This is a genomic window from Arthrobacter sp. Helios (genome assembly GCF_023167125.1).
Classification (GTDB): Bacteria; Actinomycetota; Actinomycetes; order Actinomycetales; family Micrococcaceae; genus Arthrobacter_B; species Arthrobacter_B luteolus.
The window spans coordinates 1,428,888-1,445,100 of the sequence record NZ_CP095402.1 but is presented as its reverse complement, the minus strand read 5'-3'; the positions used below and the strand labels follow the sequence as shown (position 1 = coordinate 1,445,100).

Genomic DNA, 16,213 nt, shown 5'->3' with positions numbered 1-16,213 from the left:
CTATATGATCTACGCTCGAACCCCCCACAATTTCAGGAGAAAAGCACTACAAATGGCTACCGATTACGATGCCCCGCGCGTCAAGGAAGAAGATCAGCCCACCGACTCGCTGGAGGGGCTGAAAGCCCAGCAGCGCGGCGGAGCGATGACGGCGGTTATCGATGTCGAAGAGTCTGACGCCATCGATGGCTTCGACCTGCCGGGCGCTGACCTTTCGGGTGAAGAACTGCTGATCAAGGTCGTTCCGGCCCAGGCTGACGAGTTCACCTGCATGTCCTGTTTCCTGGTCCGCCACCGTTCGCAGGTGGCACGGGAAAAGAACGGCGAAAAGTACTGCGTGGACTGCGAGGGCTAGCAGCTCTCCCCCGGCACTCAGTGCAGGAATCCAGCACAGTGCAACAAACCAGCACAGTGCAACAAACCAGGCCCGAGGCAGAAATGCCCCGGGCCTGGTCTGTTTCCGGAAGTTTTCCGGTGCCGTCCGGTCTCACCGGGCGGCAGCCGGGCGGCAGTCCGGCGGCAGGAAACGCTGCGGCCCTTAGGATGGATCCGTGATCTTTGAACCCGGTCCAGCCGAATCCACCGCCGCCATCCGCAGCCTTGTCCTGCCCCTGCTGGAACATGATGTCGTTCCCATCGTCCAGCTGGGACACCCTGTCCTCCGCCGCCGGGCCGTCCCGTTCGAGGGTCAGTTGGCGCCGGATGAACTGGCGGCCCTGGTGGACCTGATGCGGAGGGTAATGCACCACGCTCCCGGTGTGGGGCTGGCCGCCCCGCAGATCGGCATCCCGCTGCGCCTGGCCGTGCTGGAGGACGGGTTCGTCCCCGACCCCGAGTCAGCCGAACTCAGGGAGCGGTCTCCGCTGCCGTTCTTCACCATCCTGAATCCCCGCTATGAACCGCTCGATGACCGTACCGCCTCGTTTTACGAGGGCTGCCTCTCGTTTGAGGGCTACCAGGGCGTAGTGGTCCGCCACCGTTCGGTTGCGCTGGATTACGACGACGAAGCCGGCGTTGCCCGCCGGCGCGAGTTTCACGGGTGGCCCGCCAGGATCGTCCAGCATGAGACAGACCACCTCAACGGCGTTGTTTATGTGGACAAGGTCCTCACCCGGTCACTGTGTGCCAACTCTGAGTATCACCGCTGGGCCGCTCCGGGGATCAGCGAAGCCCAGCGCGGGCTGGGTTTCTAGCCCGCGCCGGGCACCTGGGAATCTGCCCCGGAAGCGAACCGGGCTAGACGCCGGCCGTGGCCGGTTCGCCGTCGTCGGCCATTGATTCCGCGGCGGTGTTTGCCGGGGTGGGCAGCCAGCGTGCCCACCAGTCCAGGATGTGCTCGAACCGCTGGCGCCGGTGCCAGGGAGTACCGGACCGGGACAGCTCGTGGTTCTCCCCGGGGAACAGGAGCAGCCCGGTGGGGATATTCCGGAGCTTCAGTGCCGTGTAATAGCGCTGCGCCTGCTCCACCGGGCACCGCAGGTCCTCTTCGGAGTGGATCACGAGGGCCGGGGTCCGGACCTTGTCCACCTGTGCGAACGGACTCTGCGCGAGTACCCGTTCCGGATCATTGCCGGTGTAGGCCTCGGAGAAGAACCAGCCGATGTCCGAGGATCCGATGAAGGAAAGCGGATCCAGGAAACCGCGCTCGACGACCGCGGCAGTGAACCGGTGGTCCTGGGCGATGGTCCAGGCGGTCAGGTAACCGCCGTAGGAGCCGCCCATCACGCCCAGGCGCCCGGCATCGAGTTCCGGGTGGGACGCAAGCACGCCTTCGAGGAAGCCCAGGACGTCCTGCAGGTCAACCGTGCCCATGGCCTCCTTGATGGCACGGCCGTGTTCCTGGCCATAGCTGGCGGACCCGCGGGGATTGCACATCACCACGGCATAGCCGGCAGCCGCGTAAACCTGGGCCTCGTCGAAGAGCCCCCACCCATACTGGGAGAACGGGCCGCCATGGATATTCAGCAGCACCGGATGCGGACCCTCGCCCGCCGGCACCACCACCCAGCCGTGCACCGGATAGCCGTCTGCGGAACCGTGCGTTTCCTCCTGCAGCGGCTGCACGGTTGTCACGCTGTGCAGCGCGGCGGAGAAGGCCGTCAGCACCCGGAGATTCCCTGGCGACGCGGGATCAACGGCGGCCACGTCGCCGGCCGTGTCCTGGTCCGTGAACGTCACGACGACGGCGCCCGAATCCGCTGCGGCGGCACCGGTGACCATCCGCGGGCCTGAGATCAGGGTGCTGACGGTGCCGCGGGCCTGCACCCGCAGCAGTTCACTGCTGCCCCGGTTGAGATTCAGCACCAGAACCGCATCAGCGCCATCGGGAACAATCCCGCCACCGGACAGGTCCATGGTTGCGGGATCGGTCAGCCGGACGGCGGAGGCGGGGTCCAGGGCCGGAGCAGCGTAGAGAGCGGTGTTACGGGCAACAAAGTCCAGGCCGGATTCCGTGAGGTCCTGGGCAAGGTAGTAGAGCCATTTCCCGTCGAGGCTCTGGACCGGATCGGACGCGGCGAGCCGTGATCCGGTCCCGAGGTTGCTCAGGCGCAGCGGCTGGCCCCCGCCCGTGGCCGGGATGGCGTAGACATCCGTCACCAGGTCGGTATCGGCCTCCGGATGCAGCGCGGCCGAAAACAGCACATGAGTGCCGTCGGCTGAGAACACCGGGTTCTGCACATCTGCATCGAAGCTCGTCAGCTGCAGGATCTCCGGCAGGCCGTTGCCGCCGTTGACGCCGGGAGTTCCGGCGTCAACGGCGGCGCGGCCGGCCGGCTTGATGAAGGGCTCATCCGTGAGTCCCGGCACGGTCAGCACGAACGCCTGGACCCGCTTGTCCCGCGAGTACCCGGCACCGTTCATCCGGTAGTTGAAGGTGGTAATCAGCCGGGGATCCTCCGCGCCCGGGGATACGCCGTCGACGGTGCCGTAGCGGCCGTGCTCCGGTTCGCGGGAGGAAAACACGATCTGGGCGGAGTCGGGCGAGAAGCGGAACCAGGACACCCCCAGCCGCCGATCCGTCAGCTGCACCGGCTCGCCGCCTCCTGCCGGCATGGCAAAGAGCTGTGGACGGTCCCCGGGGCCGGAGCGCAGAAAGGCAAGGGTTGCCCCGTCAGGCGAAAAGCGGGGTGCAGCGTCGTTGAAGCCGCGGGTTATCCGCTGCGGTTCCCCGCCATCGAGGCGAACGTTCCACAGCTGCCCCACATAGGCATCAGCGGAAAAGTCAGGCCGTTGGACGGAGACGACGGCGCGGCTCCCGTCAGGATGGAAGGCCGGTTCGGAGACGGAGTTCAGGAGATCCAGGTCACTTGGTTTCACGGTTCCGAGCTTAGCAAGGCAGCGCCGGCGCCTTCACCGGAGGGCACGGGCACGCCGGTTGGAATCCGCCGCCTAGGATTGGGATATGCCCTCCGGTAACCGACTGCTGCTGACCTGCCCTGTTTGCCAGGAGGCACTCCTCCCACACCGGGAGCGGAAGCAGCTGGGCTGTCCTTCCGGGCACCGTTTTGACGCGGCACGCCAGGGATACTTCAATCTCCTCACCGGAGCGGGAACCAAATTCCAGGCAGACACCGCGGATATGGTCCAGGCGCGGTCGGACTTCCTGACAGCCGGGCACTACGGCCCGCTTGCCGAGGGCGTCGCTGCCCTGGCAGGGGCGGCTGGAGCCGCCCCTGTGCTCGTTGATGCCGGGGCGGGCACCGGCTACTACCTCGCCGAAGCAGCGCGGGCGCTGGATGCTTCCGCCACGGTTGCGCTGGACATTTCCAAGTTCGCCCTGCGCCGTGCGGCCAAGGCGCTCCCCCGTGGATACGCGCTGGTCTGGGACGTCTGGCGCCGGCTTCCGTTGGCCGACGGCGCGGCAGACGCCGTGCTGAACGTGTTCGCTCCGCGGAACCCGGAAGAGTTCCACCGGATCCTGCGCCCCGGTGGAATCCTCGTCGTCGTCACTCCCCTGCCCGGGCACCTGCGTGAAATCAGGTCGCTGGGCGGGCTTCTCGGTATCGGCCCGGAAAAAGAGGACCGGGTGGCCGGTTCACTCGGTGCGGGCTTCGCCCTGGAGCGCAGCCAGCACCTGGAATACACCATGGCACTGACCCGCTCCGACGTACGCAATGCAGCACTCATGGGTCCTTCCGCCCACCACCTCGACCCGGCAGCCCTGGAGGCAGCGCTGGACGCAGTAACGTTTCCGTGCAGCGTCAGTGCGGCGTTCGCGCTGCAGCGGTTCCGCGCCGTGTAATCCGGCGGTGCGCAGTTGACGAGGGACGACGCCGGCCCCGGCAACTGACGCGCCGTAACCGGGCCGCCTAGGTAATGGGCTGAAGATCAGGCAGAATAAGCCAAAAGCCTGCATATACTCCTCCGCCCGCAGCCGGTCGGCCAGCAACTCCCGGCACGGGAACGGGTGGAGCCGGAGGGAAGCATCATGCAAGAAGTGTACGAATGGCTCGTGGCTTACGGCTGGGTGGTCTGGCTGGTTCTTTTCCTCGGGCTCGCTGCCATTGAGACCCTGACCCTGGATCTCTTCTTCGCCATGCTCTCGGCTGGTGCCCTCGCGGCCATGCTCACGGCGATCCTGTCCGCCCCCCTGTTCCTCCAGGTGGTGGTTTTCTCCGTGGTTGCACTGCTCATGATTGTCCTGGTCCGCCCGGTGGCCCTTAAGCACCTGAATATGGGCACCCGCGACCAGCGCTCCAACATCGACCGGCTCATCGGCGAAGCGGCAGTGACGCTGGAACCGGTTGGTTCCCGCACCGGAACCGTCAAGATCGGCGGGGATACGTGGACTGCCCGCTCGGGTGACGGCTCGCTCCTGCCCGCGGGTGAACAGGTATCCGTGACGAGGATCGAAGGGGCCACGGCAGTCGTGGAGCCCCTGCGTCCCGCCGGAGGCTCAGAAGCCGCCGGCCCCTTCGGCCAGGACGACGGGCTGACCGGGCGCTGACAAACCTAACCTGTCCGGAAGGTGCAGCCCTCCGGACACCGGCCGCCGGTTTCGACCGGAGGCAAATATCAGGCAGGACCGCCAAGGATCCCGCCGCAATGCAAGGGGGAATATGAACAACACCATCGTTCTGCTGATCATCCTGGCCGTCCTGGTCATTTTTGTCCTGGTCGTCCTGGTTAAGTCCATCCGCATCATTCCGCAGGCGCGTGCCGGGGTTGTTGAACGCCTCGGTAAATACCTGCGCACCCTGAACCCTGGCCTGAACATCCTCATTCCCTTTGTGGACCGGCTGCTTCCGCTGCTGGACCTGCGCGAACAGGTGGTCTCGTTCCCTCCGCAGCAGGTGATTACGGAGGACAGCCTGGTGGTTTCCATCGATACGGTGGTTTACTTCCAGGTCACGGACGCCCGGGCGGCCACCTACGAAATCGCCAATTACATCCACGCGGTTGAACAGCTCACAACCACCACGCTGCGCAACGTCGTCGGCGGATTGAACCTCGAAGAAGCGCTCACCTCCCGCGACCGCATCAACGGCCAGCTCCGCGGTGTCCTCGATGAGGCGACCGGACGCTGGGGCATCCGTGTCTCGCGGGTTGAGCTCAAAGCGATTGAGCCGCCCCTGTCCATCCAGGATTCCATGGAGAAGCAGATGCGGGCGGAGCGCGAACGCCGCGCGACCATCCTGACGGCCGAAGGTACCAAGCAGTCACAGATCCTCACCGCAGAGGGCCGCCGGCAGGCGGCCATCCTGGCGGCGGAAGGCGATGCCAAGGCTGCGATCCTGCGGGCCGACGGCGAATCCCAGGCAATCCAGAAGGTCTTTGACGCCATTCACAAGGGCAATCCGGACCAGAAGCTCCTCGCCTATCAGTACCTCCAGACCCTGCCGAAGCTGGCAGAGGGCAGTTCCAACAAGGTATGGATCATTCCGAGCGAGCTCGGTGAAGCACTGCGTGGGGTGGGTTCCGCGCTCGGCGACTTCCTGCCGGACATCAAGGGCGGCTCGGGCCACGCTCCCACCGGACCGGTCTCAGCCACGGAATCCGGCGCCGGCGTTGCTGGCAGCGTTTCGCCGCAGCCCGCAAAGCCGCAGGGCGGCGAAGAGCCCGCCTCGTAGTCAGCGGTCACGGGCTTAGCCCGCTGCCGGTATAATTGACTGTTTGCCGGGTTCGGGCGGTTGATCCGTTGTGCCGGGAACAGGATCTGCAGCGAGGGCGTTGTACCTGACGGGCATGTTTGTGCGGCAAAAGGATTTTTAGCGGCTGTGCTCACGCGCAGCGGGCACTATGGATGGACCTTCACGGGTCCTTCGAAACTGATTTAGGGAGAAGAAATGAGCGATCGTAGCCTGCGGGGTATGCGTCTGGGTGCGCAGAGCATGGAGACGGAATCCGGTGTGGAGCCGGCTCCCCGCCAGCGTGTCGAGTACCGCTGCGAAGACGGCGAACGCGTGTTCGTGACCTTCGCCGCGGAAGCGGAAGTTCCTCCGGTCTGGGTTTCCAAGACCGGCAAGGAAGCGCTGCTGGTGGATGGCGAGAAGCCGGACACGAGCAACGAAAAGCCCGTCCGCACCCACTGGGACATGCTGCTCGAGCGACGCAGCATTGAAGAACTCGAAGTCATCCTCCAGGACCGTCTGGACAAGCTGCGGGAACGCCGCGGCGAGCGTACAGCTTCCTAACGGAACACCGCGCAACGGAGACCTGTTGGTCTGCGGCGCGGGCGCCCTGAACGAAATCTGAACAACAAAGGGCCGGCTGCCAGAAATGGCAGCCGGCCCTTTGTTGTCTCTGCTAACCGCGGCCGGTCAGCTTCTGCCACCGGGCGGAGAGGCCCCACTTGGTAACGTTGGACATTGCCTCGAAGACGATGTTTCCGCTCATCTTGGAAGCACCGAACTCGCGCTCCACGAAGGTAATGGGGACTTCCTGGATGCTCATACCGAGACGCGCCACCCGGAACGTCATGTCCACCTGGAAGCCGTAGCCGACGGATTCAACGGCCGCGAGGTCCAGCCGTTCCAGCGTGCTGCGGCGGAACGCGCGGTAACCGGCGGTGATGTCACGGACCCGGATGCCCAGCATCAGCCGGGAGTAGGTGCTCCCGGCACGGGAGAGAAGCTTGCGGTGCAGCGGCCAGTTGACGACGGAGCCGCCCGGAACCCAGCGGGATCCGATAACCAGGTCGGCTCCGGCCTTGGACGCTTCCAGCAGCAGCGGAAGCTGTTCCGGCTTGTGGGAACCATCGGCGTCCATTTCCACCAGGATGTCGTAGCCGTTCTCCAGGCCCCACCGGAAGCCGGCAATGTATGCCGCACCCAGGCCTTCCTTGCCTTTGCGGTGCAGGACGTGGACCTGCGGGTCGCGTGCCGCCTGTTCATCTGCGTAGGCGCCGGTGCCGTCCGGGCTGTTGTCGTCCGCAATCAGTACATCGGAGTCCGGGACCGCAGTCCGCAGCCGCTGGAGGGTCTTGGGCAGCGACTCGATCTCGTTGTAAGTGGGGATGATGGTCAGGACGCGCACGCAAAGGGCCTTTCAACGGACACGAGCCGCGCTGCTCGCGGCTCGGAGGGCTGCCGCACCGGCGGCAGAATTACCAGTATATGGGACCACCTGTGGAGTTCCGGTTCCGGGATCCGGCACCTGCAGGCAGGCAAAGGGGCGGGTTCCGCCGTCTTCGGGCCAGTCCCGGGAATCCCGGACCTGTTTTCTACTGACGGATGAACCCACCCCAGTGTGTTGCAACTGATGACCCCGCACCAAAATGGGCGGAAGGTCCATCAACCCCCCACGCACGCGTGCTCGGGCCGTGGCAGCTCCAGACCGGCCTGGGCCGGTTCGGACTGCGGTCCCCCTAGACTACGTGCTGAGCGGAAAGTGTCAACACGCTGCTGACTAGGTCAAACTGCATTTCCGCAGGTCAGAGGCACAATTCGTGGTTAGCGGGCGCCGGAAATATTTTTCGGGTACCTAACTGAAATCGGCTGCGCGGTAGAGTTCCTCGCCGTGGTGCACTGTCTGCAGGCACCGCGGAAGTGTATCGGTATCCAGTGCCGGAAGCAGGGGTGTTCCCGCCCGCGGATCCGTGCTCCAGGAAGCCACTGAGGCATCCGGAGTCTGGACCATCAGCTCATCGGCCTCCCACACGGCAAAGGATGCCGGAGTGCCCGGTGCGAGCTGGCCCAGCATCGGATTGCCGGTTCCCGCGGCCCGCCATCCGGCCCGTGTGTGCGCGATGAAGGCGGCACGTGCAGATATCCGCTCCTGCGGGTTGGAATGCATCACGGCGGCCTGCACCGCGCGCCAGGGATCCAGTGCCGTGACGGGCGCGTCCGAGCCGAACACCACCGGGACACCCGCCGACAGCAGGGATGCGTACCGGTTCATGCTGCCGCTGCGGGAGCCGAGGCGCTGGGAGTACATCCGGTCGGGCCCGCCCCACATCGCGTCAAAGACTGGCTGCATGCTGGCCGTGACGCCGAAACGCACCAGGTCGGCGATCGCAGCGTCGTCGCTGAGTTCCACGTGCTCCAGCCGGTGGTGTGCGGCGCGGACGGCGGACTCCCCCACGGCGTCGGCGGCGAACCGCAGTGCGCTGATGGCTGCATCCAGGCCGGCGTCACCGATCACGTGAAAACCTGCCTGAAGACCGGCACGGGTGGCCAGTTCCAGGTGCCGTCCTGCGTCGTCGACGCTGAGGTAAAGGCTGCCGGACGTTTCTGGGGCGTCCGTGTACGGCTGGCGGAGCGTTGCGGTCCGGGCGCCCAGGGAGCCGTCGATGTTCAGGTCCCCGCCCAGTCCGAGGAGCTGTCCGCCGAACATTTCTGCCAGCTCTAAGAGTTCCGCTTCACTGCGCACCAGCTGCCCCCAGTATGGAAGGACCTGGGGCGCCGGGCCGGCTCCGAGGCTGCCCTCCAGACCCAGGAGCTGCCGCAGGTCCTCCGCTGGAACGATGTGCGGGGCCGCCATTTCCGCCACGGCAACGATTCCGCGCGAGGCCGCCAGGTTCAGGGCAGAGCGCTGATAGCCCGCCCGTTCGGAAAGACTGAGGTTCCGGGAAACGGTGCGGGCGGCGTCATGGGCGCCGCGGATGACGAAACCGTTGTCCCAGCCGTCCATGCCGGCCAGGCGCAGCTCCGCGGCCAGCGTCCCGGAGACAACCGCACAATGGACATCAGCCCGGGCCAGGTAGACCCGGCGCTGGCCGGACGCGGCATCCAGCTCTGCAGCCGTTGGCACGCGGCCCTCCGGCCAGCCCGATTCGTCCCAGCCATGCCCGGTAATCAGGCCCGGCGTCCTGCGGGATGCTGCAGCGACGGCGTCGAGGAGTTCCGCGAGCGACCGCACCGCGGAGAGGTCTAATGAGGTTTCGGCAAGGCCGGCCTCAGTCAGGTGGACGTGTGAATCCACGAAGCCCGGCGCGGCCAGCGCACCGTGCAGGTCCACCACCCGCATGGTGGAGTCCTGGATGGAGGTCGCAGCCTGCTCTGAACCAACCCAGGCGATGGTTCCGCCGTCCACAAGCATGGCGGTTGCGAAGGGGTCGGCGGAACTGTAGACAGAACCGTTGCGGTATAGGGTCAGGCTGTTTGCCGGGGCCGTGGTGTTCAAGGACTCACCTGTTCTTCATTTCGTGCAGATGGAACCGCCCTTTTGGGCGGGACCGGTATATGCCGGCAGCGGAGGGTGCTGCAGGGACTCATCATCGACTGGGACTATTCGCTGACGGCGGAGTACGCGACGACGCCGCGCCGGATCAGCTCGATGGCTTCGCGGCAGCGGCGGCGCAGGGCATCGGGAATCTCCGGTACCTTCGCCAGCTGGTCGATCAGATCAATCACCTGCTTGGACCAGCGCACGAAGTCGCCGGCCGCCAGTTCCGTGCCGCTGAGCGCCACCTGGAGATGCTTGCCGTTGACCCACTTGTACATCGGCCAGACGAGCCCGAGCTCCGGCTCACCGGTCAGCGGCAGTTTCTCCGCCTCCTCAATGTCCGTCAGTTCCGACCACTGGCGGATGAGGATGTCGACGGCGCCGTCCAGAACTGCGCTTGGCATCCGCGGACGGAGGCCCCGTTCCTCACGTTTGGGCTGGTACACCAGTGCCGTGGCCAGACATGCCAGCTCCACGGCGTCGACGTCGTCGAACGCGCCGCGCTCGAGTCCGAGGGCCGCCAGCAGGTCCTTTTCGCCGTAGATCCGGCGCAGCTTGTTCCCCGCCGGTGTTACGCGCGGAACGCCGTCGGCGTCCGGGGCGACATAGCCGTAGTGGGACAGGACACCGCTCACCCGGTCGAAGGTCTTCGCAATGGTGTTGGTGCGTCCCCGGATCTGCGCGGAGAGGTTGTCCGTTTCGCGCCGCAGCTTCCACCAGCGTTCGGCCCAGCGCGCGTGTTCCTCCCGGTCACTGCAGCCATGGCATGGGTGGGCGCGCATGCGCCGGCGCAGGTCGGCGATGGCCTTTTCCTGGGCTTCGCTGCCGGCCGCATGCAGGGAGGCTCCCCGCCCGCCGGCCGGCCGGGGCGGGCGGTGCTCGCGGAGCGCGTTGCGCAGGGAGGATGCAAGGTCCCGGCGGTCCTTGGGTGTGCGGGCATTGAATGATTTGGGGATGCGGATCTGGGAAACAACGTTCACCGGGCCGTCCAGGTCCTGCACGTGGAGGCGGCGGATCTGCTTGTCCTCGGTCAGGATGGACGGGATGGGTTCGCGGCCGTTGGCGTCGGTGCTCAGGACGACGGCGTAACCGGGGCTGCGGCCGCCTGGGACGTCAACCACGTCGCCTGGCCGAAGCGTTTCCAGCGAAGCAGCGGCGGCACTTCGTCGGTTTTTCGCCTTGGACCGCGAGGCCGTGTGCTCCAGGTCGGAGAGCTGCCTGCGCAGTGCGGCGTACTCGCCGAAGTCGCCCAGGTGGCAGGTCATGGCCTTTTCGTAGCCGGCGAGCGATTCCTCGCGTGAGCGGACCTGGCGTGCCAGTCCCACGACAGACCGGTCGGCCTGGAACTGGGCGAAGGAGGACTCCAGGATCTCGCGGGCGCGGCTGCGCCCGAACTGGGCAATGAGGTTGATGCTCATGTTGTACGTGGGGCGGAAGGATGAGTTCAACGGATAGGTGCGCCGCGACGCCAGGCCTGCTACGGCAGCCGGGTCGGTTCCGGGCTGCCAGAGGACCACGGCATGGCCTTCGACGTCGATCCCCCGGCGTCCGGCGCGGCCGGTGAGCTGGGTGTACTCCCCCGCCGTCACATCCACGTGGGCTTCGCCGTTGAACTTGTCCAGCTTTTCGAGCACCACCGAGCGGGCCGGCATGTTCACGCCCAGTGCAAGGGTCTCGGTGGCGAACACGGCACGGACCAGCCCTGCGGCGAACAGCTTTTCCACCACCTCCTTGAAGGTCGGGAGCATACCGGCATGGTGGGCGGCAAAACCGCGGATCAGGCCTTCACGCCAGGTCCAGAAACCAAGCACCTCCAGGTCATCCTCCGGAATGTCCTGGCTGGCTTCATCCACCATCCGCGCGATGACCCCGCGTTCCGATTCGCTGGTCAGCGTGAGGCCGGCGTCAACGCACTGCCGGACGGCGGCGTCGCATCCGTTCCGCGAGAAGATAAACGTGATGGCAGGCAGCAGCCCGCGCTTGTCGAGCTGGGCGATCACCTGGGGCCGGGACGCCCTCGGTGTGCGGGTCAGGGTGCCGCCCGCGCCCGAAGCGCCGGTGCCACGGGACTGGCTCCGTGCCTGGCTCCGGCCACCTGGGCCGGAGCGTCCGCTGCCCCAACGGCCGCGCTGGTTCAGGCGGGACTCCGCGCGTGCGAGTTCCTGCAGCTCTGGATTGACCTTGAACCGGTCCTTGATCCCGGCGGACCCGTCGGAATCTTCGGCAGCTTCGTCGAAGGAGACATCGGTGGCGAAGAGGTCGAGGATCTCCCGGCCCACCATAACGTGCTGCCACAGCGGCACCGGCCGGTGTTCGGTGACAACCACATCGGTATCGCCGCGGACGGTGTCCAGCCAGGCCCCGAACTCTTCGGCGTTGGAGACCGTGGCGCTGAGGGAGACCAGCTGCACGTCGGACCGCAGGTGGATGATGACTTCTTCCCACACGGCTCCGCGGAACCGGTCCGCCAGGTAATGGACCTCGTCCATCACCACGTAGCCCAGGTCATCGAGGGTTTCAGAGTTCGAATAGAGCATGTTCCGCAGGACTTCGGTGGTCATCACGACCACCGGGGCGTCAGGGTTGATGCTGGTGTCACCCGTCAGCAGCCCAACGTTCTCCGAGCCGTAGGAGGCGGACAGCTCAACAAATTTCTGGTTGCTCAGGGCCTTGATCGGTGTGGTGTAGAAAGCCTTGAGGCCCCGCTCCAGTGCCATATAGACGGCGAACTCACCTACGACCGTCTTTCCGGCGCCGGTGGGAGCGGCGACCAGGACGCCGCGGCCTGCTTCCACTGAGCGGCAGGCTTCCAGCTGGAAAGGATCGAGGTCGAACCCCAGGGACTGTTCGAAGACTCCCAGATGGGTCCGTGCGTGGCCGGTTCGTTCTTTGGCGGCAAGATACCGCTCAGACGGGGAAGTCATATATCCAGCCTAGACGCTGTGGAGTCAATGGACTGACTCACCGGTTCCTGCCTCCTGCCGCGCTCCCCGGAGGGACGGAGACAGGAGGCAGGCTACAAATCCTCCAGCGATGACGCCTTGTCCGCGTCAGCTCCAACCGCGGCTTCCCGGGCGGCATTCCGCCGGGCCCGCCGCTTGTCGTTCAGGAAGCACAACCCCACGGCCACCGCGAAGAGCACCAGGAGCGGAGCCGCAAGATAGAACATGCTCAGCGCGTCTCCGCCGGGGGCTGCCATAGCCGCGAAGAGGCAGATGATGAAGACGGTGATCCGCCAGTATTTCACGATGGTCCTGCCGGGGAGCAGCCCGAGCAGGTTCAGGCCCACCATCACCACGGGGATCAGGAACGCTATCCCAAAGGCCAACAGCAGCCGCAGGACGAAGGCCAGATAGACCGAGGCGGTAATGACGTTCGCCGCACCCTCCGGAGTGAAGTCGGTGAGGACTCCGACGGCGTTGGGCAGAATCAGCCAGGCAAGCCAGACGCCTGCCAGGAAGAGCGGGACGGCGGCCGCCAGGAAACCCAGCGCGGCGCGGCGCTCCTTGGTCTTGAGGCCGGGGGTGATGAACGCCCAGAGCTGATACAGCCAGAAGGGGCTGGAAACCAGCAGGCCGATGAAGACCGAGACCTGGATCATCTGGTCGAAGGAGGTGGCCACGCCGTCGAAGTTGATCGTGGCGAGGCGCCCCTCCTGTTCCGAGAGTTCCCGGACCGGACGGGTCAGTTCGTTAAAGACGGGCATGTAGAGGAAAAATCCGCCTACCGTGCCCAGAACGATGGCGATGGCCGCCTTGAAGAGCCGGTTGCGGAATTCCCGCAGATGATCCTTGAGGGCCATCCGCCCCTCAGGGTTGGATTTGCGCCCTCTTGTCAGCGCCACTGCCACTACGGATTGGTGGGCGGATTACCGGTGCCTGACGGCGGGGTCTGTCCGGTCTCGGGGCCTGGGTTCCGGGTGGGGGCAGCCGGGGCCGGGTTGTTCACAACGCGGCCTTCGACGGGTTCCCCGTCAGCGGTGCCGGTTGTATTCTCGTCCTTCATCTGGCGCACCTCGGACTTGAAAATCCGCAGGGACTGTCCAACGCTGCGGGCGAGCCCGGGCAGCTTTGGCGCACCAAAAAGCAGGATCGCAATAACAATGATGATGACAATATGCCAGCCTTCTAGGCGCATGCCGGTGTCCTTTCGTTTGACGTCATTTTATGTCAGAGCCCGGGGATATCGCGCCACGCGCGCGGTTGTCCCCGCAGGCGCCGGCGTTCCACCCGGCGTTCGCGCCGGGCATCCTTCCGCTGTGCCTTGCCGTCTTCATACCGGCGGCGTGCTGCCTCCGGGTCCTCGAAGATGGCCGGCCCGCGGGTGCCTGCTTCCTCCGGAACTGCCGGAGTTGGGGCGGGCGTGAAAGACAGCCGGGATCCGGCAGCCTGGACTTCGCTGAGCACTGCCATGAACCGGCGGAAGATCCGGTAGCCGATCAGGGCATAGAAGAGCAGGGCCACCGCTGTGAGAGCAACCCATATCAATATCCACGACCACCAAGGCATGGTTCCAGCATAGATGAGGTAAGCAAGGCTGCGTTGCCGGTACTGCTTGCCGCTGGCGAGGTTTCACCGGCTGTTCATTCGTAGTTTCCGAGGGCCGCCGTGAGCCACGCCGTGGTCCGGGCGCGCAGTTCAGGCGGCTCTGCCACTGCTCCTGCACCGCCCAGGCGGGCGATGAAACCGGGAATCCAGCCGGTTGACGGAGTCCGCAGGACCACCGCCTGTCCCCCGTCGGGCAGGGCGCTGCGCAGTTCAGCGTGATACGCCTCGGCTACCCATGCGGCTTCGGCACTAAGGCGGATTGTGACGGATTCGTCGCTGTCTCCGGGGGTGAAGAGGCTGGCCGGAAAGTGCGGAGAGGGCTCGGGTACGTCCGCGGTGATCGGGCCGGCGTCTTCCCAGCTCACAATCCGGTCCACCCTGAAGAACCGGGTTGCCTCAGCCCGGTGGCACCAGGCATCCAGGTACCAGGTGTCGTTTTCGGAGAAGATGCGGCGCGGGTCAATGACCCGTTCAGAGACTTCGTCCCGGCTGGGAACCACGTAGCGGATCGCGAGCCGTCTGCGGCCCACGCTGCCGCGCAGCTCTTCGAGGATGGAAGGCGCCGAGCCTGCGGGAATGAGAGTGGCCGCGAGGGTGTGGCCGGCAGCGCCGGCGGTTCCAGCCGCCTCGCTCAGTTTCGCGTGGGCACTGGAAATGGCATCCGGCGGCGCGATGCCCGGCAAGGCGGCCAGCGTGTCGAGTCCCACGATCAGGGCTGCCGCTTCGTCCATGGCCAGCCGCACCGGCTGGGACAGGTTATCGGCGTTGTCAATGAAGATTTCACCGGTTTCGAAGTTCACGTCCATCAGGCCATTGGGATAGTAGCGCGGTCCGCTGACGAACAGCAGGTTCAGGTCAGCTGCCAGCTGATCGCGGCTGATGCCGAATTTCCGGGCCGTTTCATCCATGTCTGCACCCTGGTTGGCCAGGATGTACGGGACCAGGTCCAGCAGCCGGCTCAGGTGTTCCTGCGCCCCGGAGGCTTTGGCCGGCCGCGTCCGCGCTGCAGCCGGTGCCCGGTGCTCGGGGACGGGTTCTTCCTGTGCTGCCCGGGCACGTGAGAGCGCGTTGCGGACGGCGCTGCGCAGCTCGGGCGGATGGATCGCCTCGGCCGCGGGGCCCAGGGCAGCGGTATCCGCAGCCAGGGTGTCAAGGTCGGTGACCGAGAAGCACAGGCGGTCCCGTCCGGCTGCCGGGGCCGGAAGGCCGGCGGGCACAGAACCGGAACCGGCTGCGCGAAGCCGCAGTTCAGCGCCCGCACCTGAGCTGACGTCGACGACGGCGGTTTGCGGGTCGAAGACCGTGTCCAATGACGCCAGGGAAGCGTGAATGTCGAAGCCCGCCGGTACGGTGAACGCTGCCTTACCGGTCTTGACCGGGGTAGTCATGCGGGAAAGCCGGAAAAACCGCTCTGCCTGGCGGTCCAGGTCCCAGCCCACTACATACCAGCGCCCGTAGCGCGAACCCATTCCCCAGGGCTGAAGGCGCCGGGTGCTTTCCGCTCCCCCGGACGCACGGTAGCCGAAGCTGATGGGGAGGCCGTCGGAGGCTGCCCGGAACACGGCTGTGAAGTTTGGATCCGTGGTCCGGATCCCGGGCTGCACGGGACTGGCTGCGGCATCCTCGGCCAGAACACCGCGGGCGCGCAGTTTGCGCAGCGCCCGCGCGGCAGCGGAACCAAGGGCGGCCTGTTCCCACATTTGTGCCGCGAGGGCCAGCACCGCGGACTCAGCAGCGGTGAAAGCAACCTCCGGCAGGCGGTACTCCTCGCTGCGGATACGGTAGCGCTGCGCGGAGTTGTCCTGTTCGTAAAGCAGGTCGTCACTGTAGGACTCCACCGGGATGCCCTGCTCACGCAGGAAGGCCTTGTCCCGGTCGAAGAGCTTTTCCCGGGCTTCCGGAGTAGCTGCCTCGGAATAGAGCTCGATTTCCTCGAAGAGCTCGTGCTTGGTGAAGCCCCGCCGGCTGGAGAGCAGGGCTATGACCAGGTTCAGCAGGCGTTCGGTTCGCTTCTCGGCGGGTTGCGGGCTCACACGGCTAATCTACCGCCCGTCCGCGGG

The 16,213-nt window shown here is 66.0% G+C and carries 14 protein-coding genes; 6 read left to right on the top strand and 8 right to left on the bottom strand.

What is annotated here, in order from left to right:
• The first annotated feature begins 52 nt into the window (after positions 1-52).
• Together ArtHe_RS06400 and ArtHe_RS06395 are read left to right on the top strand one after the other, a co-directional pair.
• Complete coding sequence (locus ArtHe_RS06400; protein WP_066297758.1) at positions 53-355, top strand: DUF4193 domain-containing protein; 303 nt, start codon at positions 53-55, stop codon at positions 353-355.
• A gap of 196 nt (positions 356-551) precedes the next feature.
• Positions 552-1,193, top strand: a complete 642-nt coding sequence (locus ArtHe_RS06395; protein ID WP_248319234.1) for a peptide deformylase — start codon at positions 552-554, stop codon at positions 1,191-1,193.
• A 43-nt stretch (positions 1,194-1,236) separates the two neighbouring features.
• Here the strand turns inward: ArtHe_RS06395 and ArtHe_RS06390 are convergent, their stop codons facing one another.
• Complete coding sequence (locus ArtHe_RS06390) at positions 1,237-3,318, bottom strand: S9 family peptidase (RefSeq protein WP_248319233.1); 2,082 nt, start codon at positions 3,316-3,318, stop codon at positions 1,237-1,239.
• Positions 3,319-3,403: 85 nt separating this feature from the next.
• Here ArtHe_RS06390 and ArtHe_RS06385 point away from each other — a divergent pair, with 85 nt between their 5' ends.
• The 4 genes from ArtHe_RS06385 (at position 3,404) to ArtHe_RS06370 (ending at position 6,635) form a co-directional block, all read left to right on the top strand.
• The gene (locus ArtHe_RS06385; RefSeq protein WP_248319232.1) at positions 3,404-4,243 is read left to right on the top strand and encodes a putative RNA methyltransferase; all 840 of its coding nucleotides are present in this window, start codon (positions 3,404-3,406) and stop codon (positions 4,241-4,243) included.
• 186 nt (positions 4,244-4,429) lie between these two features.
• Positions 4,430-4,948 carry an NfeD family protein gene (locus ArtHe_RS06380; RefSeq protein WP_349238389.1) on the top strand — a complete coding sequence of 173 codons (519 nt, stop codon included), beginning with the start codon at positions 4,430-4,432 and terminating at the stop codon, positions 4,946-4,948.
• 112 nt (positions 4,949-5,060) lie between these two features.
• A complete protein-coding gene (locus tag ArtHe_RS06375; protein WP_248319231.1) occupies positions 5,061-6,071 on the top strand; it encodes an SPFH domain-containing protein in 1,011 nt (336 codons plus the stop codon).
• Between the two features lie 216 nt (positions 6,072-6,287).
• A complete protein-coding gene (locus ArtHe_RS06370) occupies positions 6,288-6,635 on the top strand; it encodes an RNA polymerase-binding protein RbpA (protein WP_066297768.1) in 348 nt (115 codons plus the stop codon).
• 112 nt (positions 6,636-6,747) lie between these two features.
• On the opposite strand, the gene ArtHe_RS06365 is transcribed toward ArtHe_RS06370, so the two are convergent.
• From ArtHe_RS06365 to ArtHe_RS06335, 7 genes are all read right to left on the bottom strand, one after another.
• A complete protein-coding gene (locus ArtHe_RS06365) occupies positions 6,748-7,476 on the bottom strand; it encodes a polyprenol monophosphomannose synthase (RefSeq protein ID WP_248319230.1) in 729 nt (242 codons plus the stop codon).
• Between the two features lie 447 nt (positions 7,477-7,923).
• Positions 7,924-9,564, bottom strand: a complete 1,641-nt coding sequence (locus tag ArtHe_RS06360) for an amidohydrolase (RefSeq protein WP_248319229.1) — start codon at positions 9,562-9,564, stop codon at positions 7,924-7,926.
• Between the two features lie 104 nt (positions 9,565-9,668).
• Positions 9,669-12,530 (bottom strand): DEAD/DEAH box helicase, encoded by a 2,862-nt coding sequence (locus ArtHe_RS06355; protein WP_248319228.1) that lies wholly within the window; start codon positions 12,528-12,530, stop codon positions 9,669-9,671.
• 92 nt (positions 12,531-12,622) lie between these two features.
• Entirely contained in the window at positions 12,623-13,408 is a 786-nt protein-coding gene (gene tatC, locus ArtHe_RS06350) for a twin-arginine translocase subunit TatC (protein WP_066297775.1), read from the bottom strand.
• 47 nt (positions 13,409-13,455) lie between these two features.
• Positions 13,456-13,743, bottom strand: coding sequence for a Sec-independent protein translocase subunit TatA (gene tatA, locus ArtHe_RS06345; protein WP_248319227.1), 288 nt, complete (start codon positions 13,741-13,743; stop codon positions 13,456-13,458).
• Between the two features lie 32 nt (positions 13,744-13,775).
• A complete protein-coding gene (locus tag ArtHe_RS06340; RefSeq protein WP_248319226.1) occupies positions 13,776-14,093 on the bottom strand; it encodes a hypothetical protein in 318 nt (105 codons plus the stop codon).
• A gap of 95 nt (positions 14,094-14,188) precedes the next feature.
• Positions 14,189-16,186: a WYL domain-containing protein gene (locus tag ArtHe_RS06335; protein ID WP_248319225.1), complete on the bottom strand. Its 1,998-nt coding sequence runs from the start codon at positions 16,184-16,186 to the stop codon at positions 14,189-14,191.
• Positions 16,187-16,213: the final 27 nt, after the last annotated feature.

Excerpts from the sequence above, each read along its gene's own strand:
- tatA (WP_248319227.1), bottom strand. The coding sequence starts at position 13,743 with ATGCGCCTAGAAGGCTGGCATATTGTCATCATCATTGTTATTGCGATC.
- ArtHe_RS06380 (WP_349238389.1), top strand. The coding sequence starts at position 4,430 with ATGCAAGAAGTGTACGAATGGCTCGTGGCTTACGGCTGGGTGGTCTGG.
- ArtHe_RS06370 (WP_066297768.1), top strand. The coding sequence starts at position 6,288 with ATGAGCGATCGTAGCCTGCGGGGTATGCGTCTGGGTGCGCAGAGCATG.
- ArtHe_RS06375 (WP_248319231.1), top strand. The coding sequence starts at position 5,061 with ATGAACAACACCATCGTTCTGCTGATCATCCTGGCCGTCCTGGTCATT.
- tatC (WP_066297775.1), bottom strand. The coding sequence starts at position 13,408 with ATGGCCCTCAAGGATCATCTGCGGGAATTCCGCAACCGGCTCTTCAAG.
- ArtHe_RS06385 (WP_248319232.1), top strand. The coding sequence starts at position 3,404 with ATGCCCTCCGGTAACCGACTGCTGCTGACCTGCCCTGTTTGCCAGGAG.
- ArtHe_RS06355 (WP_248319228.1), bottom strand. The coding sequence starts at position 12,530 with ATGACTTCCCCGTCTGAGCGGTATCTTGCCGCCAAAGAACGAACCGGC.
- ArtHe_RS06400 (WP_066297758.1), top strand. The coding sequence starts at position 53 with ATGGCTACCGATTACGATGCCCCGCGCGTCAAGGAAGAAGATCAGCCC.